Raw genomic sequence first — 19,797 nt, forward strand, 5'->3', positions numbered from 1 at the left:
ACTCCCTCAAAGGCGAGTCCTACCGCATGCGCGGCCGCGAACTCGGCCGCACCCCGACCACCAACAACGACTGAACACGACCGCACAATGGCCCACGATTGAACCGATCAGACCGGCCCGATTTCAGCCGTTGCCGACACGACAGAGTCCCAGGCTGATGCAGCCGTACGCCGGAGCACCGTCCCTGCCTCAACGGAAGGTCACGTTGTAGAGTCCGTGTCTTCGTCGTCCGGGAAGAAGAGGCCCTCGATCGGTTCGCCGAACACTGCGGCGATCTTGAACGCGAGCGGAAGGCTTGGGTCGTAGCGTCCTGTTTCGATGGCGTAGATCGTCTGCCGGGACACGTCGAGGCGGTCGGCGAGGTCGGTCTGGCTCCAGCGTCGCACCGCGCGCAGTTCCCTGAGTCGGTTCTTCATCGGGGTCGCGAAGTCTTGAACAGCAGAGCTGCGATCCAGATCAGGATGCTTGCGAGGAAGCTGATCTGGACCAGCTGCCGCAGGTCGCCCACCCCGGCCGCCTGGAGGAGCCCGACGGTATAGATCGCTGTGATCAGCACGCCGAAGCCGATCGCCAGCGCCTCGAGTTGGCAGCGGCGCTGGTACTCGTCCGCACGACGCAGGCCCCTGACCACGGCCCGGACGATCCACATTCCCGGGGCGAGGTTCAACAGCGACCAGAACAGCTTCCACGAGTCCGTCGAACCGAAGAGGCCGAGCTCTGCGATCAAGCTGAGCAGCCCAAGGGTGACGAGCGCCGGCAACCAGTCGAGCAACCAGGCGCGGGCACGGACTGTGTCGCTTCGGCTCTGACGGTTCTTTGGAGACCTATCCATGCGACAAACGTAAAGGACCCTTGTCGAAATGTAAATGGACCCTGTCAGATGGACAAGGGTGGTCGACGTTCTCAGCCCGGCTGAGCATCACCGTGGCACCGGCGCAGAACCGTGGCCGCCCGCCACGGCCGCCGGAGGGGTGGCCTCGCGGCCCCGGCCTCGCTCGACGATCCGCTGGACCGCCGCTGCCAGCGCCCGCTGGTAGCGCTGCTCAGTGTTCAGCAGCAGCGCTACAGCCTGGTGGTCGAGGGCGTGATCATTCGGGCAGTGATCGGAGACCGCCCGGTTGAGGAACGTCACCTTGTCGCTCAGACCCGGATGGTTGTGCTCCCGCGGCCAGCCGTGCCCGATCAAGCTGGTCGACGACCGCCAGGGGCGACTCGCCCGAGGCGGGGCTGGATGGTGAGCGGGCCAGGAACGGCCGGGACGGGTCGCCGAGGGCGAACAGCCGGACGTGGTGACCGGCGGTCCGGCCGGGCGCCCGGTCGTGGAGGGCGTGGACGGCGCCGAAGGCGCGCCGGCCGTGACCCTGGCGGCGGAGGTCCGGGTCGGTGGCAACCGAGGCGATCTCGCCGGCGAGAAGTCCGCGGCCGGGTCTGGGCACTGCGGTGGTGTACCAGCCCACCGCGATGAAGAGCAGGTGCCCGCCGTCCACGATGACGAACGCGGTGAACTGCGGGTCGGCGCCGAGGCGGGTGCGGAAGTACTCCTCGCACTCGGGGATCCGCCGCCCGGGCGGATACCGGCCGAGGCAAGCGTGATCATGCGCAGCCGGGTGAGCCGGACGAGGCCGAACGGGCCTGGCGGTACCGGTCCGCCGGTGGCAGCGCTCCGGGGCGGACCGGGGCCGTCCGGGTCGTGCGGCTCGCATGGTCGGCCGAGTCGGGCCCACGGCGGTCGCGGCGAGGCGCAGGCTGGCTCGGTGGCAGTGCCGGAAGGGACCGGCGCGAGAGGAAGGGAAGGACGGGCATGACGGGTACGTGCGGCCGTATCGTCTCCCTGCTGGGTGCAGTCGTGGTGATCTCCGGCGCGCTGTCCGCGCCCCCGGCCGGCTTCGCCGCCGCGGCCGCCCGTACCGGGGGGATCACCGGGCAGGCGCCGTGCCGGGAAGCCCCTGAGTTCACCTGCGGGACGCTGACCGTCCCGCTCGACCACAGCGGCGCCCGTGCCGGGACCCTCAGCCTTGAGGTGGCCGTCACCGGAAACACCGCCGCGCCCAGGGGCGACCTGCTGTTCCTCACCGGTGGCCCCGGCCAGCCGGGTGTCCCGGCGATGAGGCGGATCGCGAGCAGGCTGGAGCCCGTCCTGAAGGCGTACCGGCTGGTGATGTACGACCAGCGCGGCACCGGCCGCGGCGCGCTCCGCTGCCCGGGCCTCCAGGAGGACATGGGCTCCTCCGACCTCGCCGCACCGCGCAAGGAGTCGATCGCCGAGTGCGCCGAGGCTCTCGGCCCCGACGCCCGCCACTACAGCACAGCGGACACCGTTGCCGACATCGATCTGCTGCGCCGCGCGCTCGGCGCCCGGCGCCTGACCCTGGACGGCGTCTCGTACGGCAGCTTCGTCGCCGAACGGTACGCGCTGGCCCACCCGGCGCACGTGGCCCGGCTGGTGCTCGACTCGGTGGTGCCGCAACAGGGTTTCGACCCGCTCGACCTGGCAGCGCTGCCCGCGAGCGCCCGGGTCCTGCGGGCCGCCTGCCGAGCCACCGGCTGTACCACCGACCCGGCCGCCGACCTCGCCGCCACCGTACGGCGCTACGGCAACGGAGCGCAGGTCCTGAGTGCGCTCACGGGCTACGGGTTCGTCGACCCGGACTACGGCGGGGTTGCGGACATCCTGCACGAGGCCGCCGCAGGGCGGCCCGCACGGCTCCAGGAGCTCTTCGACCTCGTCCGCCGCCAGGTCGACGCCGCCTCGGCCGAGGAACTCAGTCAGGGGCTGCACTCCGCCGCCCTCTGCGCCGACTCGCACTTCCCGTGGGGCACCACCGACACGCCTGTCGCCGAACGCGCGGCCGCGCTGGAGCGCACCCGGCGGCGGCTGACGGCCGAACAGACCTGGCCCTACGACGCCGCGACCGCGACCGGGCTCGGCAGCCTCCTCGTCTGCCTCGACTGGCCGCGCCAACGGGTGCCGCCGACGCCACCGGGGCACCGCAAGCTGCCGAGGGTGCCCGTGCTGCTGCTCGGCGGCGACCGGGACCTGTCCACACCGTACGAACTGCTCCACCAGCAGGCCCGGTCGGTTCACGACCCACAGATCGTGATCGTGGCCGGCGCGACGCACTCGGTGCAGAACCGGGCGGCGGACCCGGCCGGACGGCAGGCCGTGTACGACTTCCTGCTGACGTAGCCAACGCCTGTGCCGGGCCGTGAGCGCGCCCCCACCGGGGCGGCGGCCCCTCTGAGGACGGAGCGCGGGGAGCCGGGTGCTCTCCAGGCGCGCCGCTGACCGGACGAATACGGGGCCGGGTCCGTACGGTCGGGTTCGATGGACAGGTGCTGCAGCGCGACGCGCAGCGGTCGTTCCCCCTCCGACTCGCCGGGAGCCGTCCTGACCGCCACACCATCAGTCCGTACACGGACGAGATCCGTAGCCGCCCTGGGGACGCTCCTCCTGCTCACTGCGGTGTCCTGCCCGGCCCCCGGCGTCGCCGCCGCGGCGGGCTCCAGCGGCGGGCGCCTGTCGGCGGTCATCCGCTACACCGAGTACGGCATCCCCCACATCGTCGCCGACGACTACGCCGGGCTGGGGTTCGGCAGCGGCTGGGCGCAGGCCCGCGACCAGGTCTGCGCACTCGCCGACGCGTTCCTCACCGTGCGCGGCGAGCGATCCCTCTGGTTCGGGCCCGGCCTCCCGCCCGACCCGCAGGGCTCGTTCGCCACGACCAACCTCGCCAGCGACCTCTACCACCGCGGAGTGCGCGAGGCCGGAACCGTCGAGCGGCTCCGCGAGGCCCCCGCCCCCACAGGGCCCAGCCGCGCGGCGGCCGACCTGGGCCGCGGCTGGGCCGCCGGCTACAACGCCTGGCTGCGCGCCCACAGGATCACCGACCCGTCCTGCGCCGGCGCAGGCTGGGTACGGCCGGTGACCGAGACCGATGTCGCGGCGCTCGACCGCTCCCTCACGGTCCTGCTCGGCGAGGGCCGCGGAATCGACGGCATCGCCGCCGCCGGACCGCCTGAATCGGGTTCCGCGCCCGCCACCCCCGAAGCCCGACCCGCACCCGACCTCACCGCACCCCAGGGGCCCGCGGCCGCGAAGGCCGTCCGCGGGCCCCTGCCCACCGGGCGGACCGGGCCGGGCTCCAACGCCGTGGCCTTCCACGGCTCGACCACGGATAACGGGCGCGGGCTGCTGCTCGGCAACCCGCATTTCCCCTGGCACGGCGCGCAGCGCTTCTGGCAGTCCCACCAGAGCATTCCGGGCGAACTGGACGTCATGGGCGCCTCCCTCCTCGGCACCGCGGCCGTCTCGATCGGGTACACCGCCGACGTCGCCTGGAGCCACACCGTCGCCACGGGCGTGCCGATGAACCTCTACGAACTGGCCCTGGACCCCTCCGACCCCACCTCCTATCTCGTGGACGGCCGCCCCGAGCCGATGACCCGGCGGACCGTCACCGTCGCGGTCAAGGAGGGACCGCCGGTCACCCGCACGCAGTGGTGGACCCGCTACGGGCCGGTCATCACCGCGCTCGACCTCACGGGCCCGCTGCCCTGGACCAGAGCCCGCGCCTACGCCCTCAACGACCCCAACGCCGCCCACCTTCGGGGCACCGACGCCGCGCTCGCGCTGGCCCGGGCGCACAGCACAGACGAGGTCCTGAAGGGCCTGAACCGCACCCAGGGCATTCCCTGGGCCAACACCATCGCGGCGGACGCGGCCGGTCACACCCTGTTCACCCAGTCACAGGTCCTGCCGCGCGTCACCGAGGACATCGCGGCGCGATGCTCGACGCCGCTCGGCACCCGGGTCTACCCGGCCACCGGGCTCGCCGTCCTGGACGGATCGCGTTCAGACTGCGCCCTCGGCAGCGATCCGTACGCACTCCAGCCGGGAATCTTCGGCCCCGGGGCGCTGCCCGTCCTCAAGGACGCCCCCTACGCGGAGAACTCCAACGACAGCGCCTGGCTCACCAATGCCGAGCGCCCCCTGACCGGGTACGAGCGCGTCTTCGGCACCACCGGGACGCCGCTCTCCCTGCGCACCCGCGGCGCACTGCGCGACGTCGGCGCCATGGCCGGGCGGGGCCACCTGACCGTTGCCGACCTCCAACGCCACCAGTTCGCCGACAGCTCCCTCGCGGGCGACCTCGCAGGCACCGCCCTGACCGCGTTCTGCACACCGGTCAAGGAACAGGCCGCCCAGAAGGCGGGTACCCGCCCGGCCGACACCGCCGAGGCCTGCCGTGTGCTGACGCAGTGGGACCGGACCGTGAACACCGACAGCCGCGGCGCCCTGCTCTTCGACCGCTTCTGGCGCGGGCTCGTCGCCGACACCACGGCAGAAGAACGGTGGACCGTGCCCTTCTCGCCCACCGACCCGCTCCACACCCCGCGCGCGTTGAACACCTCCTCACCGGCTCTCCCCCGAGCCCTGGAACGCGCCGTCGCAGAACTGCGCGCCGCCGGAATCCCACTGGACGCCCCCTGGGGCGACACGCAGTTCGTCGTCCGCGGCGGCACCCGGATCCCGATCCCCGGCGGTTCCGCGGAACTCGGCGTCTGGAACGTCATCGACGCGCTCTGGGACCCCGCCGCCGGCGGCTACAGCGACGTCGCATCGGGCACCAGCTACCTCCAGGCCGTCGGCTGGGACGACACCGGCTGCCCCGATGCGAAGACCCTCCTCGCCTACTCCCAGTCGGCCGACCCCACCTCCCCCCACCACTCCGACCAGACCAGACTGCTCTCGAACCAGCAGTGGATCACCTCCCGCTTCTGCGAGAAGGACATCCTCCAATCACCCGACCTGGAAGTCCTCACCATCACCGAACAGAACTGACCCACCCCAACGAACCGACCCCCGGCCCGCACACCCTTTGTCGACGACGGATTGGAGCCGCCGGGCTCGGCTCGTTCACCCTGGCCACCGACATCCCGGTCTACCTCTGCGACCCCGCCAGCCCCTGGCGACGCGGCGGCAACGAGCACACGAACGGCCTGCTCCGCCGGTACTTCCCCAAGGGCACCGACCTCCCGGCTCACGACCCCCGACACCTGGTCCGAGGTTCCCCCGAGGTGGCCGTCCCGTCCCTGGCCCGGCCGCGAGCGGCCGGGCCAGGAACAGCGGCGGGCCCTGGAAGCCCGGATCAACACCCCGCTGGAGGCCCACCCTCTTCACCCGGTCCTGACCTCGATGCCCGGCGTCGGTGTCAGGACCGCCGCCGTCCTGCTGCTCACCGTCGGCGACGGCACCGGCTTCCCCACCGCCGCCCACCTCGCCTCCTACGCCGGCCTCGCGCCCATCACCAAGCCGTCGGGCACCTCGATCCACGGAGAACACGCGCCCAGAGGCGGAAACCGGCGGCTCAACGGCGCCATGTTCCTCTCCGCCCTCGCCTGCATGGCGGGTGGGTTGCAGGTAGGGGGGGCCTGGAGCCCGCCGTCGGCGGTTCCTGCGAGGAGGGGGTGCGGCCCGATGGTCTACCGGCGCCCGATCAACGTCCCGACCAGCGGTGACACCCGGGCCGCGACCTCACGCCGGCCCGGTCGCCCACGGTTCGCGCGCGGATGGGTTCCCCGGGCGTGAGGGCCTCTCCTTGCCGGCCGGTCCCGGCTGAGCGGCTCCGCTCCTCGGCAGGGCCTCCCCCCGTGGTCTCCGGTCGACCGCTCGTCGCACAATGCGGCCGCTCACCGCAAATCCCTGCGGGGCGACTGTCGGCACCCACCGATGGGAACTGGAATACGCGGCACGGGCGGATTCGCGGGGCTTCGCCAGAGGTGCCGGTGCGGTACGAACAGCCGCCGAACCCAGGTGGCAGCGAGCGGCGGCGGCTCCGGTCCCTGCACTTCCTCCACCCCGCTCACCAGAGCCGTCTCCGCGCCGGCCGACGCGCGCGGCGAGGAACTCTCCGCCGCGGGTCGAACGCGGTCTCGACAAGAAGGGAAATCTCCGTGCGCAGACCATGGCTTCTTCTCAGTGCGGTCGTCCTGAGTCTCGTGTCACAGGGGGTGGCGTCGGGGGGCTACCCGACTGCCGCCGCGGTGACAGGGACCGCCGGCTCGTCGGCGGGAACCGGCACAGCCTCGACCACACCGGTGGACGATCCCGCCCTCTACTCCACCTTCGTGGCGGGGCACAGCTCTTTGTGCATGGACGTCAGTGGCGGTGATACGACCAACGGTGCGGGTGTGGTGCAGCAGTCCTGCGGCCCCGCACTCAGTCAGCAGTGGCGTCTCGAGGACACCTCGGCGGGCTACGTCCACGTCATCGCCCGGCACAGCTCGAAGTGCCTGAACGTCCAGGGCAAGAGCACCGCCGACGGCGCGGCGATCCTGCAGCGGCAGTGCACCACCGGCTCCAACGACGACTGGAAGCTGGAGGACGCGGGCAACGGCTACAACCGCCTGGTCGCCCGACACAGCGGCAAGTGCCTCGACGTGAGTGCCGGTTCGACCGCGCAAGGCGCGGCCCTCGTCCAGTGGACCTGCAACGGGGCCGGCAGCCAACGGTTCGCCCGCTCATCCCCGACAACGAGGCTGGTCACCTGGGGTGCCAGTACGGACAAGCTCGCACAACCCGCCGCTCAGAACCTGACGCACCGTCTCATCGTGCACACCAGTGCGGGAGGCAGCGGCCTGGGGATCAGGCTGTCCAACGCGTTCGGCGACCAGCCGGTGACGTTCGGCGCCGCCTGGGTGGGGCAGCGGTCGGCGGGCGCCGCCGTGACCCCGGGTACCAACCGCCCGCTGACGTTCGGCAGCCTCGGCTCGGTGACGGTCCCCGCGGGGGGCTCGGTGTACAGCGACCAGCTCACCGGCGCGGTCCAGCCCGACTCCGACCTGGCGGTCAGCCTCTACGTCCAGCAGGCCTCCGGCGTTCTGACCGGCCACAACGTTGCCAGTCAGACGTCGTACAGCGCCCCCGCGGGGGATCACGCGGCCGACGAATCGCAGACCTCCTACACCGATACCAGCACCTCCTGGGCCTACCTGGACGCGCTGGTGGTCGACGCGCCCGTCGGCACCGGCGCCGTGGCCACGCTCGGGGACTCCATCACGGATGGCTTCAAGTCCCCCACGAACCTCAACCACCGCTGGCCCGACTTCCTCGCCGCCCGGCTCCGGAACTCCACCGACACGCTGATCAAGGGTGTGGCCAACGAAGGCATCACCGGAAACAAGGTGCTGATAGACGGCGCCGGACAGAGTGCGATCTCGCGCCTCGATCGCGATGTGCTCACCCAACCCGGGCTGAAGACCATCGTTCTGCTCGAGGGTGTCAACGACATCAACCACACCACTACCCTCACGGCACAGCAGCTGATCGATGGCTACACAGACATCGTGAACCGGGCTCACGCGGCCGGGGTGTGTGTGGTGGGCGCGACGGTCATGCCATTCGAGGGCGGCACCCAGAAGTGGACGCCCGAGAAGGACGCGCTGAGGAACGAGGTGAACGCGTTCATCCGAACGGGCGGCATTTTCGACGCGGTCGTCGACACGGACGCCGCTCTCCGCGACCCCGCCCACCCCTCGCGTCTGCTGCCCCAGTACGACAACGACCATCTTCACCCCAATGACGCGGGACGGCAGGCCATCGCGGACTCGATCAGCCTGGACAAGCTGAACTGCACCCGCTAAAGGGGTTCAGTCCCGTAACTGCTGGTCAGTGAGCCGTGAGAGCCGAGGGCGTCGTGGACTGCCTGTGGACTGCGGTACGAGTGTCGCGGCAGACTCGTGGTCATGGTGTACCTGCGGGTTCTCACGACGAGCGACTGACCGTTGTGGCGTGAGGTTCGCCTTGCCGCACTGAGCGAGGCACCTCACGCCTTCAAGGCTGGGCTCGCGCAATGGCACGACGGTGGGGAGGAGCGGTGGCGCGAGCGCTTGGCACTGCCCGCCGCCTACAGCATCGTTGCGTTGCTGGACGGCCGAACCGTGGGTATGGCTGCCGGCCTTCCCGGGGATGGCGGCGCATGCGAGCTGAGGTCGGTGTGGGTCAGCCCCCAGGCACGGGGCCGCAGCGTCGGAGACCAGTTGGTAGCGGCCGTCGAGGAGTGGGCCCGGCACCGGGGTGCACGACTCTGAAGCTCGCGGTCCTACCGGGCAACGAACCCGCTGTAGCGCTGTATCGGCGCAACGGTTTCATCGATACGGGAGAACTCGGAGACCTGTTGTCCGACGGGGTGCTCGGGGAACGCCTGATGGTGAAGGTGCTTCGCTAAGAGGACGGCGTGCGAGCAGGACGGATCATCCACCGCGGGGGCGGTTGCCGTCGATTCGAAGGCCACCGGCACCGCCCACTTCCGTGCGGCGGTGGGACGGTCACGGGTGAGATGATGGTCATCCTGATGCGAAAGTAGCGCCCGTGGGCGTCGCCGGTTCGTGCCCATGACGCAACCGGATCTCCTCCCACCCGCGGGCCAGGGCCGTCACAGGCCGTCCTGGTCGTGCCAATGGTTCTGCCAGCGCGCGTCGAGCGCGTCGTCGGCGGCCTGGAAGCGGATGTCGGTGGACAGGCGGAACCTGCCGGCCGGGTCGTGGTTGTCCAGGGACGCGTGGATCACGTAGGGGCTGTGGACCATGAGGTCGCCCGCGGCGAAGTCGGTGACGAGCCAGCGGGTGTCGTACTGCTCGGCCAGGGCAGGCAGATCCGCGGCCATCGGGGCGGCCGGGCGTCGCAGTCGGCCGGCCGCCTCCTCGGCAAGGACGCGGCGGTGGCTGCCTTCGAGGTAGATCAGGGGCCCACGCGAGATCGGGCAGTCCCCCAGAGGAATCCAGGAGGACATGACCCGGTCGGTGCCCTCACGCAGGTAAACCAGGTCGTAGTGGGCCTGGGTAGCGGTGCCGATCCCCGATTCGCCCGGACCGACATGGCGGATGATCTTTCGGCGGTGCAGGTGCACCGCGCCGGCGCCGAGGAACCACCGGTGGAAGGCGACCAGGTCGGGGTTGCGGCACAGGTCCTCGTACTGCGGACCGGGAACGACCTGCTGGAACAGCAGGTGACGCAGGCGGGCGCGGTCAACGCCCGCCGCCGGGGCTGCCAGGCCCTCGGCCGGGTCGGAGCCGGGCCGGATCAGTCCGCAGTCCGACAGGACGGTGAAGTAGTAGGTGCGGAAGGCCTCGATCGTCGATCGTTCGAAGAAGCCGGGCAGGTAGAGGTACCCGTCGCGGTCCAGGCGGGCCGTCAGCGCCTCGCGGTCCAGGCGTTCCGTGTCCGGAACGGGCTCCAGTCGACCGAGCCTGTGCTCCCGGCCGTCCAGTCGGTAGCCGTTGGAGGTGAGGCCGCCCGGCGGCGTCCGGGTGGGATGTCCGATGCTCATGCCGCCATGCTGCCCGTCAGGGCGGGGCGGGAGAATGTACGCGTTCCGCAAGGTCTTGGACGATTGTCGACGCGAGGATCGGATGGAATCCGTTGCGCACTACCGCACACCTCCGGAAGGTGTCCGGACTCTGGGGCTCGCGGTCACCGGAGCGGGCCGGATCCTGGGCCAGCCCCCCTCCCGCGTCGACCGTGTCCTGAACTGCCACGCCGGTGTTCTGGTGTTCCACGGCTCGGGCACTCTGGAGCTGTACGGCACTCCCGGCCTGTGTCAGGTGCGGCCGGGCTCGTTCTTCTGGCTGCCGCCGGGGGTGCGCCATTGCTACGGGCCGTCGGCGGGCGGCTGGGACGAGTACTGGGTCCTGTTCGAGGGGCCTGCCGCGCAGGGCTACACGGATCTCGGCTACCTGGGCGCGGCCGGCCCGGTGCTGGAGCCGGCGGACGCCGCCGAGGCCTTCGCCCAGTGCGCCCGGATGCTGGAGCTGCTCGGCCGGCCGGAGTCGCTCGCCGGTCATGTGGCTGCCGCGAGCACGCTGCATGCGCTGATCAACGCGGTGGGGACCGGTCGGCGCACATCGGCCGAACCGGGTCGGTTCCGCCGCGACCTGGGCAGACGCGCGCTGGAGCTGCTCGACGGCGCGCACGGGCCGGTGCGGATCAGCGAGATCGCCAGGGAGCTGGCCGTATCCCGCGACAGCCTGGCGGCGGCGGTCCGCCAGGCCACCGGCTCCACGCCCACGGTCTACCTGATGCGACGTCGGGTCGACCGGGCAAAGGTCTTGCTGACCGACACCGACGCCCCGGTCTCCCTGATCGCCCGGGAGGTCGGCTATCCCGATCCGGCGTACTTCACCCGGGTGTTCACCCGCCACGCGGGTGTCGCGCCGTCGGTCTTCCGGGAGCAGCAGAGGCGCTGAGGGGCCGGCGCCGGCAGCGGGGCCGGGCCGGGACGCGGTCCGCCCGGCCCCCGCGCACCCCGTCCGCACGCTCCGAGGAACAGCGGCGCCGAAGCACTGGCGAAACTTTCGCATATCGAATACGTTCCTCCCACGCTGCCCGGTGCGCTACCACGTCGACGAGCCCCGCCACACGAACGGCGCCTACTACTCCGAGCAGCGCATCATGGCCTGGCGCACCGCCCAGGGGAAGGCTGTCTTCGCCGTCACCAACCGCTCCGCCACCGAGCCGTTCACCTACACCGTCGACACCCAGACCGCCGCCACCTTCCAGGGCCACCGCTACGGTCCCGCCACCACCGACGAGATCCTCCCCTTCAAGTCCGGTCCGACCCTGGAGATCACGGTCCCGCCCCTCTCCGTCGAGTTCTGGGTCCGCACCCCCTGAGGACCCCGGGCGCCGACAATCCTGGGCGGGAGCCCGGTCGAGCGCCCGGCCCCGGCCGGCACCGACTGCCATCGGTGCCGGCCACCACCCCTGACCCGACCCGCCCGGAAGGACCGATGGCCGACCATGCTCCGCGGTCCGGCCGCGGCCGTCCGTCTTGACCCTGGCCGCGGTGGCACGCTCGGGGGATTTCGGGGTGGGAGGGGCAGGTGGCGTCGGCAGTTCCTTCCGCTTCGGCGCGACCGGTGTCAGCGGCCGTGCCACCCGGCCCGCGACCGGCCTGGCCGGACGTGTGCCCGGTGCCGGCTTGCCTGGTGATCGCCGCTGGTCGCAGGGCGGCGGCGACGGGCCGGCCGGCGGGTTGGAGGAGGTCGGCGGAGGGGTGGCGGTGCAGGGCCTACCAGAGGCTGGGCGTCCCGACTGAGGTGTTCGATCAGACGGCGGCCCTCTGCACCCGGTGGCAGCGATCCAGGTCTTGGGACGGGTGGGTGCGTGGCCGGACGTACCGGTCGGCCGTAGCGGCGGCCCCCGTCCTCGCCGACCCGGACGGCCGGCGCTCGGCCGGCCGACCGGGCGAGTTCCTCCGGGGCCGCGCGCACGACCCCGGTGACCGGCTTGAGGCGGGTGAGTCGCGGACGGTGGCCAGGACGTGGGTGGAGTCGGTGCGCTGGGTGGTGTGCCCGCGGGCCAGTCCGGCGTCTTTGCGGCGGGCCGGGGCGAGGTCGAGGAGACGGTCCCCGCCCGGCCCTCCCCCAACAGGCGGTCGCGGTGGCCGGCGACTGCGGCTGGTTCAGGGGGCGGTGCGGAAGGTCCAGCGCAGCGTGGGGTCGGTGCGGGGTGCCACGAGCTTGAGCGGGGCTCCGTTGTTGCGCGCGCCCGCTCCGTCGAGGAGCAGGCCACTGCCGTGGTTGGCGATGGTGTACGCGCCGGTGCCGAGGTCGGTGATCGTCCACTGCTGGCCGGCGCCGCCGTCCCAGATCTCCTGGAACGCGGTGCCGCCGGTCGCGACGCCGGTGGCATCGACGACCAGGCCGTTGGTGCGGTTGACGAGCCGGTAGCGGCCGGTGCCGAGTTCGATCGCGTGCCACTGCAGGTTGGTACTGGAGTTCGCGGTCCACTGCTTGACCGGGGACCCGGCGCGCACGTCGCCGCCGCCGTCGACGGCCATACCGGTCGCGGTGTTGGTGATCCACAGCCATGCCTCGGGCGCAAGGGTGACCCGCAGCGAGCGGATCCGGTCATTGGCCCCGGTGATGCGCAGGTCCGCGGTGTCGGTGGTGAACGTCCACGGGGTGCCGGTGAACTGGTCGCCGGGGTAACCAACCACGCGGTACGCGGTGGGGATGTGGAGGGAGGAGATGCTCGCGGGTGCCATGCCGGCGGCCTGGAGCTGGGCGGCGGTGTGGCTGCCGAGCGGGAGTGTCGCGCGGGGACCGTGGAAGTCGACGTCGCGGAAGGCGGTGATGCGGGTGGGCGGAGTGAGGGGTGGGATGACGTTGGCGAAGGTGAGCCGCAGGGTGTAGGCGTGGGCGGGGAAGGGTGCGTTCGTGGGCAGCGGGATACGCAGGCCGTCGGCGTCCTGGGCCCATCCGGTGACCTCGGTGGACTGCCCGGCTGCGGGGCCGAGCAACCGCACGTCGGTGAGGGCGGTGAGGTCGATGCGCTTGCGGGAGCAGGTGGTGACGGTCAGGCCCTGGGAGGGCCAGCCGAGGGCGGTGGCATAGAGGGTGGTACCGGCCTTGTCCCGCGTGAAGCGGATGTCCTTGGCGGTGCCGACGACCGGCTTGGTCAAGGAGCCGCCCATCGCGGTCGGGCCCTCCCCGTACGCCGTCCAGACGCGGGTGTCGTAGACGGCCTCGCCGAAGCGGGTGAGGTGGTCGCCGATGCCGAGCAGGATGTCGCGCTGCCTCTGGGGGATGGTGCCGTCGGCCGTGGGGGCGACGTTGAGGAGCATGTTGCCGCCCTTGCTGACCCGGTCGAGCAGGGCATGCATCATCTGCTGGGTGGAGTAGTAGCCGATGCCGGTGGTGTAGCACCAGCTGGAGCCGCTGACGGAGTCGTCGGTCAGCCAGTACGGCTCGCGCAGATCGCCCGGCCCGCCGCGTTCGAAGTCGTACACCTCGCCGGGGCTCGGGTAGTGCTCCTTGTAAGTGGAGACCACCTCCTTGCCCCAGTCCTCGGCCTGGTTGAAGTAGTAGGACAGGAAGTCCAGGCGCCGCTGTTCGTCGACCTCGTCGAGGTTGAAGTCCTGATAGATGATGTCGGGATGGGCACGGTCGACGACCTCTTTGAGCTTGGCGTACCAGAGCCGGTTGGCGGCGGTCCGGTCGAGCTGACCGTAGAGCTTCTTCAGGCTGGGGTCGCTCTGGGCGGGGGCGAACTGGTAGTAGCCGGTGAAGTTGTAGGCGTGGTGCATGGCGACCAGCAGCTTCATGCCCTCACCGCGGATCGCGTCGGTGAACAGGCGTAGCAGGTCGAGCCGGGGACCGCGGGCGACGGAGTTCCATTCGTTGACCTGGCTGTCCCACATCGAGTAGCCGTCATGGTGTTCGGCGACGGGCCCGGCGAAGCGGGCGCCGGCGGCCTTGAACAGCCGTGCCCATTCGTCGGGGTCGAACTGGCCGCCATGGGAGACGAGCTTCGGTGCGAACTGGTGGAAGGTGCCGGCCTTGTCGCGGCCACCGTCGATGAAGGTGTGGTACGGCCAGGCTGCCGGGGTTCCGAAGGTCGCGATGTGGTGCTCGTTCGGGCCGGACCCGGTCTGGTACATGGTGCGCGGGTACCACTCGCTGCCGTACGCGGGGACGCTGAAGACGCCCCAGTGGAAGTAGATGCCGAACTTGGCGTCCTGGAACCATTCGGGTGCGGCGGTGTGCCGGCCCACCGAGGGCCAGGTCGGCGTGTACGGCCCGGCGGCGGCTGCGTCGGTCGCGGCGCGTGCGGGTGCGGAGGCGAGCAGGCCGGAGCTGCTCGCCATCGCGACACCGGCGGCGGCGCTCAGGAAGGTGCGTCGGGACAAGGACACGGGAACTCCCTCGGGATGGTTGAAGGAAGGGACGTGTTACTCGTGGGGCCGTCCGGAAGTGTCAGGACCGGTTCGAGGAGCAGGCGAACAGGGGCCGGGCGGCCCTACTCCGTGGCGTGGTTCCATCGCCTGCCGTGTTTCTGCGGACGGCGTCGAGATCTTCCCGCTGACGGGCCCGATGCCGGCGCGGTCGCGCTTCGTGCCGTTCGAACACGCGGACAGCGTGCGTGCGAGACGCACCCCCTGCCGTCACGAGAGCCGGGAACGGCTGGTCGAGGAATTGGCCATGGGTACACCTTGGGCGGGGAGGGGCAGGTGGCACGTGCGGCTCCGCGTGCCCGACAGATCAGCCGGCTGAATCAAACGTGGCATGTCACATACGTCGGTCGATCAATCAGAAGTCAACACCGGTTCGTCTGTCGAACTCGGACTGCTACAGCGCCAGGATCCGTCCGTCGACCCCAGGCCCGTCGTAGACCGGGCCGCATCGATGCCCGTGCCGCCTCGACGGGAGCTCAGGGAGCCAACGACCGAGCATGCTCCCGGAAGGGAACGGGCCCGCAACGACACCTGAACACACAGCTACGAAATCTGACGGAGCGTCTATTTGCCCACACTCAGCAGCTCGCAGGCGACAAACGGTTGGACACGTTTGGGTTTCGGCGAGGTCAAGCAGTAGGTGAACCATAGGTACCGGGCGAGCCGGCCGCCGGTCGGCGTATCGCCGCCACGACAGCTTCACCTCACACACCGGACGGGGAGCTTCTCGACCTGTCGGCCCCAGGTTCGCACCAACTCTTGACACATGGCGGCGACCCGGGTGTCATTCCCCTTGCCTGTCGACTTGTGTTTGTTTGTGACTTATCTCGTGTACTTCTGGCGACACTCCACGCTCGTCACACCCGCGGGGACGACCAGGCCGGCCGGTCTCGACGTTCGCCCCTCGCCCACCCACCCGGGAGAAACCACCCATGTCCAGGAGCGGAGCCCCCCTTGCGCCGCCGGGCCGTCCTGACCGCTGGTCGTCGAGCGGCGGAAGGACCGCACCGATGCCTGCGAGGCGGCCCTGCTGGGCGAGGTCGGACTGCTGACCCGGTTCACCCGGGCCGTGGCGGAACGGGCGCCGGGGGCGGAGATGAGCGAACACCTGGGCCATGAGGAGCACGATGTGGCCAGCCGAGGTTCGGGCGACAGCCGCAACGGCACCTCGCCCGGCCGGGTTCACCGAGCGGATCCTGCTGTACCCCCGGCACGAGCGTGCGGAACAAGCAGCAGAGCGGGCCGGGGGCCCGCCCCACCCGCTTCTACGACGCGGGGTAGGGCGGGCCCCTCACCGACAGCAGGATTTTGGTCGAGTTTCAGGACGGCGAGGGAATGACGGCGGGCCTGGTGCCGAACTGACGTCCCAGGCCATCGGGGTAGGAGCGCCGTCAGTCAGGCGTATCCGCTTGCGGAGGAAATCGAGGCTGCGGCGCATGGACAGCGCCGCCGACCACCCGGACGCCGCTCAGCGTGCTCCGGTGCAGTGCGTCGCCGAGGAACTGCCGTGGCCGGCCGAGCAGGTGCCCGTGGTCTACCGGCACTTCGCCACTCGCTGGCTGTGGGACGGCCCGACCGGAGGGGTGCGGCAGACGGCGGGCACCGTGATCGTGGCGGTGACCGTCGACCGGCCCGTCCTGGTGGTGGTGAAGGCGGCGGTGACACCGGTGCCGCACGGGACGGTGCTCGCCACCGGGTCGACCGTGATTCCGCCGGGCGGCACGACGGCGCCGAGGTTCTCGCGATCCAGGCTTGCGCCGCCGGTGGTGCGGAGTTCCAACTCGAACAAGGCCAGCCGCGCGGGCCCCCGGCCGATGACGCCCGACGGATGGGCGAGGGGCCGTCAGCGGTCGAGGAGGGCGTCGCGAACGGCGCGTTCCACCAGGGGCGCGGCGTTGGCGTGTTCCCTGGCGTTGGGGTGGAGGAGTGTGGCGCGTTTGCCGATGGCGGCGCAGTCGAACGGCAGGCCGCCGGGCACCGTGGTCGGCCAGAAGGGCTCGGCGTCGCCGCAGATGCCCTCGATCCACTGGGTGTCCTCGGGTGCGCACACGTCATGGCCCACGCTGGAGGTGTAGAGGTCGACGTACCCGTCGCCGCGTTTCGCCGCCTCCGTTCGAATGATCGTATTCATGACCTTCAGCGCGTCCTCGCGCAGCCAGTCGATGTCGGCGGGGCTGATCGGACCGAGCTGTGTGGGGCCGCCGCCGCAGGCGCTGCCCCGCTCCGGCAGGACGGCCGGGTAGCCGACCGTGATGACCCTGGCATGCGGGGCGGCGCGGTGGATCGCGCCGAGCATCCGGCCGTACTCGTCGCGGATCCTGGCGAGTTTCGCGTCGAGGCCCTCCACGCCCTCCGGTGGATTCGTGTAGTACGCCGCACAGGAGACATGGGCGAGGGCGAGGTCCAGGCATTCGCCGAAGGGGAGGCTGATCGCGCCGATGCCGACGGTGACGACATCGGTGCGGTCTCCGAGTCGGGCCCGCCGGATCTGCGGATCCACCGCGGGCCACCCGGCAGGGTCCCCGGCGGGTGGCTGCACCGGACTGGTCGGCTGCTGCCTCTCGCGGGTGATGTTGCCGATGGCGGCGTTGTCGCAGCTGACGTCGGTCAGGTTCACGGGCCTGTCCGGCGGGCGGGCGGCGAGCGCCCGCCGTACGAGGTCGGGGTAGGCGTGGGCGGTCCGATCGCATCCGTCCCGTGACGCGCTGCCCAGTGCGGGCCTCGGGTCCCCGATGAAGAGGCCGGCGGTGTAGGAGTCGCCCAGGGCGGCCCACTCGTAGCGATCCCTGCTGCTGCCCTCGGCCGCGGCCGAGGGCAGCAGCAGGGTGACCGCCAGCACGGACAGTCCCACCATCGGTGCTCGGGCTCGCAGACGGGTTGAGGGGTGTCGCACGGTTCCTCCGTGGCATGAGACGAGGCCGGGCCGGGGCACGGCTCCGGACGGCGCGCGGTGCGCACGAGAAACGTTCCGCATGCGTAGCACCCATTCCCGCACGGCCTGGCCGTTTCCACTGGCCGGGCCGACCAATCGGATTCCTCGCCGTGCTCCTGTGGGGGTGGTTCGTATGCCGGTCCGGCCCGCGTCGGGGACGGGGCGGGTAGGCATCGCTGGGCCGTCGCCACCGTCGACGGCCCAGATCGTGCGGGATACCCGTAGGCGGTCATCGCGACGGCCGTCGCCGCACCGTGGCCGAAGTCCCGGCCGCGCAGCACCGCGGCTCACGCCGCCGAACGCGCCGCCCGTACCCGCACCGACCCTGTCGAGGCCCAAGGGCGCCTCGCCGCACCGATCGCCACGTTCGAGCGCCTCGGCGCCACCTACGACGCCGCCCGCCGCCACCGCACGCTGCGCGAACTCGGCAAAACGATCTCCAACCCCCGCGGCCGGGCCGGCTACGGCGACCGCCCCCCGCGCGAAGAACAGATCCGCGACCTCCTCACCACCGGCGCCACCAACAAGGACATCGCCGCCCCACTCTTCCTCTCCACCCGCACCGTCGAGAACCACGTCGCCCACATCCTCACCAAACTCCGCACCACCCGCGCCCTGGTCCACGCCCGACGAACCGGCACCGCAAGCAGGAGCGCTGACCACCGAATGTTCCGCGACCTGCCGGCGGACCGTGGAGGGCAGCCGACAAACGCAGGCGCAGCCGCAGGGCCCTCGCGCCGTCGATTCCGGCAACACTCGTCCGCGATCACGCTGGTGGCCCATGTCAGTACATGCGGGCCTCGATCATGCCGGCCCGGCGTCTTCGGGCGGCCTCGGGCACCTGGGGGCCGACACCGGAGGCGGGCACTGGACAGGCCCGCGGCCTGCTCCGGGGTACCTCGCGGAGGCGCCCGACGGGCGGGACCCGGGGAACGTGACACCCTGTCGGCTCAGGAGGAACACTCGACCTCGTGCACGGCCTGGGAGCCGATGTGGGCGCGGAGCGCGTCCGCGGCCGCCACCGGGTCGCGCCGGCGCAGCGCGTCCATGATCACGTCGTGCTCGGTGACCGCGGAGCGCCAGTCCCGGCCGACCGTCGGTACGGTGACGCGGTAGCGGCGATGGTGAGCAGCAGTTGCTCGGTGAGGTCGTGCATGACGCGGTGGCCCGCGCTCTGGGCCAGGGTCCGGTGGAAGCGGGAGTTGAGTTCCGCCATCTTCTCCAGTGTGCCGACGCCCAGTGCGTCACGCATTGCCTGCCGGGTGTCCTCGAGTTCGGCGAGCCGGGTGTCGTCCATCCGCTCGGCCGCGAGTTGGGCGACCAGCGTCTCGACGGTTTGGCGGGCGAGGAAGACGCCTCGCATCTCGGCGACGTCGATCGGCGCCACGGTGGCACCCGCGTGGATCCGTGAGACCAGCAGTCTGTCGGCTTCCAGTCTCTTCACCGCTTCGCGGACGGGGGCTTGCTGATGCCGAGCGATGTCGTCTCGTCGACGCAGGCGCCGGGACGTCGTCGGTGATGGGATGGCCGGAGAAGTCCGCGAAGGCCTGGAAGCACTGGAAGCCGTCACCCTGTGGGTGACGGCTTTCCCGCGTCCTGTCGCACCGCCCAGGGGTGGAAGTCGCCGAGCCGCAGGCGGCCCGTCCGGACCAGGCGGTGACGCCGGGGTCAGGTGTCGGCGGTGGGCGGCTGTCCGGCGTTGTGGCGAAGCTGTTCGTTGATGCGCAGGGCTTCTTCGAGTTGGTCTTCGAGGATGATGATGCGGCAGGCGGCGTCGATGGCGGTGCCCTGGTCGACGAGGTCGCGGGCGCGCATGGCGATGCGTAGCTGGTAGCGGGAGTAGCGGCGGTGGCCGCCGTCGGAGCGTAGCGGGGTGATGAGGCCCTGGTCTCCGAGGGTGCGCAGGAAGCCGGCCGTGGTTCCGGTCATGGCGGCGGCGCGGCCCATGGTGTAGGCGGGGTAGTCGTCGTCGTCGAACGAGCTGACGATGTCGGGGGTGTTCGGTGTGCGGGGCGGGTTGGTGGCCGTGGTCACTGCACCTCTTCCTATTCCTGGTACGGGAACGCGTCGAGGGGCCCCGGCGCCGTTGCGGCTCCGGGGCCCCGAAGGGGAACAACACCATCTACCGGC

At 71.3% G+C, this 19,797-nt stretch carries 14 protein-coding genes and 5 pseudogenes; 10 read left to right on the plus strand and 9 right to left on the minus strand.

Going from position 1 to position 19,797, the window contains the following annotated elements; translation table 11 throughout:
* Positions 1–200: 200 nt before the first annotated feature.
* The 3 genes from PUR61_RS38530 to PUR61_RS38540 all read right to left on the minus strand — a co-directional run bounded on the left by PUR61_RS38530 (position 201) and on the right by PUR61_RS38540 (position 1,703).
* Positions 201–416: a helix-turn-helix transcriptional regulator gene (locus PUR61_RS38530; RefSeq protein ID WP_329884480.1), complete on the minus strand. Its 216-nt coding sequence runs from the start codon at positions 414–416 to the stop codon at positions 201–203.
* A complete protein-coding gene (locus tag PUR61_RS38535; RefSeq protein WP_329884482.1) occupies positions 413–832 on the minus strand; it encodes a hypothetical protein in 420 nt (139 codons plus the stop codon). The genes PUR61_RS38530 and PUR61_RS38535 overlap by 4 nt, the downstream gene beginning before the upstream one ends.
* A gap of 256 nt (positions 833–1,088) precedes the next feature.
* A complete protein-coding gene (locus PUR61_RS38540; protein WP_329884484.1) occupies positions 1,089–1,703 on the minus strand; it encodes a hypothetical protein in 615 nt (204 codons plus the stop codon).
* Positions 1,704–1,801: 98 nt separating this feature from the next.
* On the opposite strand from PUR61_RS38540, the gene PUR61_RS38545 reads away from it, so the two are divergent.
* From PUR61_RS38545 to PUR61_RS38570, 6 genes and pseudogenes are all read left to right on the plus strand, one after another.
* Complete coding sequence (locus tag PUR61_RS38545) at positions 1,802–3,187, plus strand: alpha/beta hydrolase (RefSeq protein ID WP_329884486.1); 1,386 nt, start codon at positions 1,802–1,804, stop codon at positions 3,185–3,187.
* Between the two features lie 276 nt (positions 3,188–3,463).
* Positions 3,464–5,842, plus strand: a complete 2,379-nt coding sequence (locus tag PUR61_RS38550) for a penicillin acylase family protein (RefSeq protein WP_329884488.1) — start codon at positions 3,464–3,466, stop codon at positions 5,840–5,842.
* Between the two features lie 74 nt (positions 5,843–5,916).
* Positions 5,917–6,060, plus strand: a pseudogene (locus PUR61_RS38555) (IS30 family transposase); the annotation flags it as partial.
* A 136-nt stretch (positions 6,061–6,196) separates the two neighbouring features.
* Positions 6,197–6,589: an IS110 family transposase gene (locus PUR61_RS45655; protein WP_443034423.1), complete on the plus strand. Its 393-nt coding sequence runs from the start codon at positions 6,197–6,199 to the stop codon at positions 6,587–6,589.
* A 509-nt stretch (positions 6,590–7,098) separates the two neighbouring features.
* A complete protein-coding gene (locus PUR61_RS38565) occupies positions 7,099–8,643 on the plus strand; it encodes an RICIN domain-containing protein (RefSeq protein WP_329884490.1) in 1,545 nt (514 codons plus the stop codon).
* Between the two features lie 141 nt (positions 8,644–8,784).
* Positions 8,785–9,227 (plus strand): annotated as a pseudogene (locus tag PUR61_RS38570) (GNAT family N-acetyltransferase).
* A 207-nt stretch (positions 9,228–9,434) separates the two neighbouring features.
* On the opposite strand, the gene PUR61_RS38575 reads toward PUR61_RS38570, so the two are convergent.
* Positions 9,435–10,328: a phytanoyl-CoA dioxygenase family protein gene (locus tag PUR61_RS38575; RefSeq protein ID WP_329884492.1), complete on the minus strand. Its 894-nt coding sequence runs from the start codon at positions 10,326–10,328 to the stop codon at positions 9,435–9,437.
* Between the two features lie 82 nt (positions 10,329–10,410).
* Here PUR61_RS38575 and PUR61_RS38580 point away from each other — a divergent pair, with 82 nt between their 5' ends.
* Together PUR61_RS38580 and PUR61_RS38585 are read left to right on the plus strand one after the other, a co-directional pair.
* Positions 10,411–11,244 carry a helix-turn-helix domain-containing protein gene (locus PUR61_RS38580; protein ID WP_329884494.1) on the plus strand — a complete coding sequence of 278 codons (834 nt, stop codon included), beginning with the start codon at positions 10,411–10,413 and terminating at the stop codon, positions 11,242–11,244.
* A 142-nt stretch (positions 11,245–11,386) separates the two neighbouring features.
* Complete coding sequence (locus PUR61_RS38585) at positions 11,387–11,671, plus strand: hypothetical protein (protein WP_329884496.1); 285 nt, start codon at positions 11,387–11,389, stop codon at positions 11,669–11,671.
* Positions 11,672–12,461: 790 nt separating this feature from the next.
* Here PUR61_RS38585 and PUR61_RS38590 read toward each other — a convergent pair.
* Positions 12,462–14,648: an alpha-L-fucosidase gene (locus PUR61_RS38590; protein WP_329884504.1), complete on the minus strand. Its 2,187-nt coding sequence runs from the start codon at positions 14,646–14,648 to the stop codon at positions 12,462–12,464.
* Between the two features lie 1,066 nt (positions 14,649–15,714).
* On the opposite strand from PUR61_RS38590, the pseudogene PUR61_RS45660 reads away from it, so the two are divergent.
* Positions 15,715–15,918: pseudogene (locus PUR61_RS45660) on the plus strand (IS256 family transposase); the annotation flags it as partial.
* 351 nt (positions 15,919–16,269) lie between these two features.
* Here PUR61_RS45660 and PUR61_RS38595 read toward each other — a convergent pair.
* Entirely contained in the window at positions 16,270–16,515 is a 246-nt protein-coding gene (locus PUR61_RS38595) for a hypothetical protein (RefSeq protein ID WP_329884498.1), read from the minus strand.
* 63 nt (positions 16,516–16,578) lie between these two features.
* Positions 16,579–17,589 (minus strand): SGNH/GDSL hydrolase family protein, encoded by a 1,011-nt coding sequence (locus tag PUR61_RS38600; RefSeq protein WP_329884501.1) that lies wholly within the window; start codon positions 17,587–17,589, stop codon positions 16,579–16,581.
* A gap of 513 nt (positions 17,590–18,102) precedes the next feature.
* Here PUR61_RS38600 and PUR61_RS38605 point away from each other — a divergent pair.
* A pseudogene (locus tag PUR61_RS38605) lies at positions 18,103–18,264 on the plus strand (response regulator transcription factor); the annotation flags it as partial.
* A 353-nt stretch (positions 18,265–18,617) separates the two neighbouring features.
* On the opposite strand, the pseudogene PUR61_RS38610 reads toward PUR61_RS38605, so the two are convergent.
* Positions 18,618–19,030: pseudogene (locus PUR61_RS38610) on the minus strand (GntR family transcriptional regulator).
* Between the two features lie 305 nt (positions 19,031–19,335).
* A complete protein-coding gene (locus tag PUR61_RS38615) occupies positions 19,336–19,614 on the minus strand; it encodes a helix-turn-helix domain-containing protein (protein ID WP_329884506.1) in 279 nt (92 codons plus the stop codon).
* Positions 19,615–19,797: the final 183 nt, after the last annotated feature.

It is taken from the genome of Streptomyces sp. BE20, assembly GCF_036322525.1.
GTDB lineage: Bacteria > Actinomycetota > Actinomycetes > Streptomycetales > Streptomycetaceae > Kitasatospora.

What these genes read in the sequence shown, in the direction of transcription:
- PUR61_RS38545 (WP_329884486.1), top strand. Translation starts at nt 1,802, where the DNA reads ATGACGGGTACGTGCGGCCGTATCGTCTCCCTGCTGGGTGCAGTCGTG.
- PUR61_RS38615 (WP_329884506.1), bottom strand. Translation starts at nt 19,614, where the DNA reads ATGGGCCGCGCCGCCGCCATGACCGGAACCACGGCCGGCTTCCTGCGC.
- PUR61_RS38600 (WP_329884501.1), bottom strand. Translation starts at nt 17,589, where the DNA reads ATGGTGGGACTGTCCGTGCTGGCGGTCACCCTGCTGCTGCCCTCGGCC.
- PUR61_RS45655 (WP_443034423.1), top strand. Translation starts at nt 6,197, where the DNA reads ATGCCCGGCGTCGGTGTCAGGACCGCCGCCGTCCTGCTGCTCACCGTC.
- PUR61_RS38540 (WP_329884484.1), bottom strand. Translation starts at nt 1,703, where the DNA reads ATGCGAGCCGCACGACCCGGACGGCCCCGGTCCGCCCCGGAGCGCTGC.
- PUR61_RS38590 (WP_329884504.1), bottom strand. Translation starts at nt 14,648, where the DNA reads ATGGCGAGCAGCTCCGGCCTGCTCGCCTCCGCACCCGCACGCGCCGCG.
- PUR61_RS38535 (WP_329884482.1), bottom strand. Translation starts at nt 832, where the DNA reads ATGGATAGGTCTCCAAAGAACCGTCAGAGCCGAAGCGACACAGTCCGT.
- PUR61_RS38580 (WP_329884494.1), top strand. Translation starts at nt 10,411, where the DNA reads ATGGAATCCGTTGCGCACTACCGCACACCTCCGGAAGGTGTCCGGACT.
- PUR61_RS38530 (WP_329884480.1), bottom strand. Translation starts at nt 416, where the DNA reads ATGAAGAACCGACTCAGGGAACTGCGCGCGGTGCGACGCTGGAGCCAG.
- PUR61_RS38575 (WP_329884492.1), bottom strand. Translation starts at nt 10,328, where the DNA reads ATGAGCATCGGACATCCCACCCGGACGCCGCCGGGCGGCCTCACCTCC.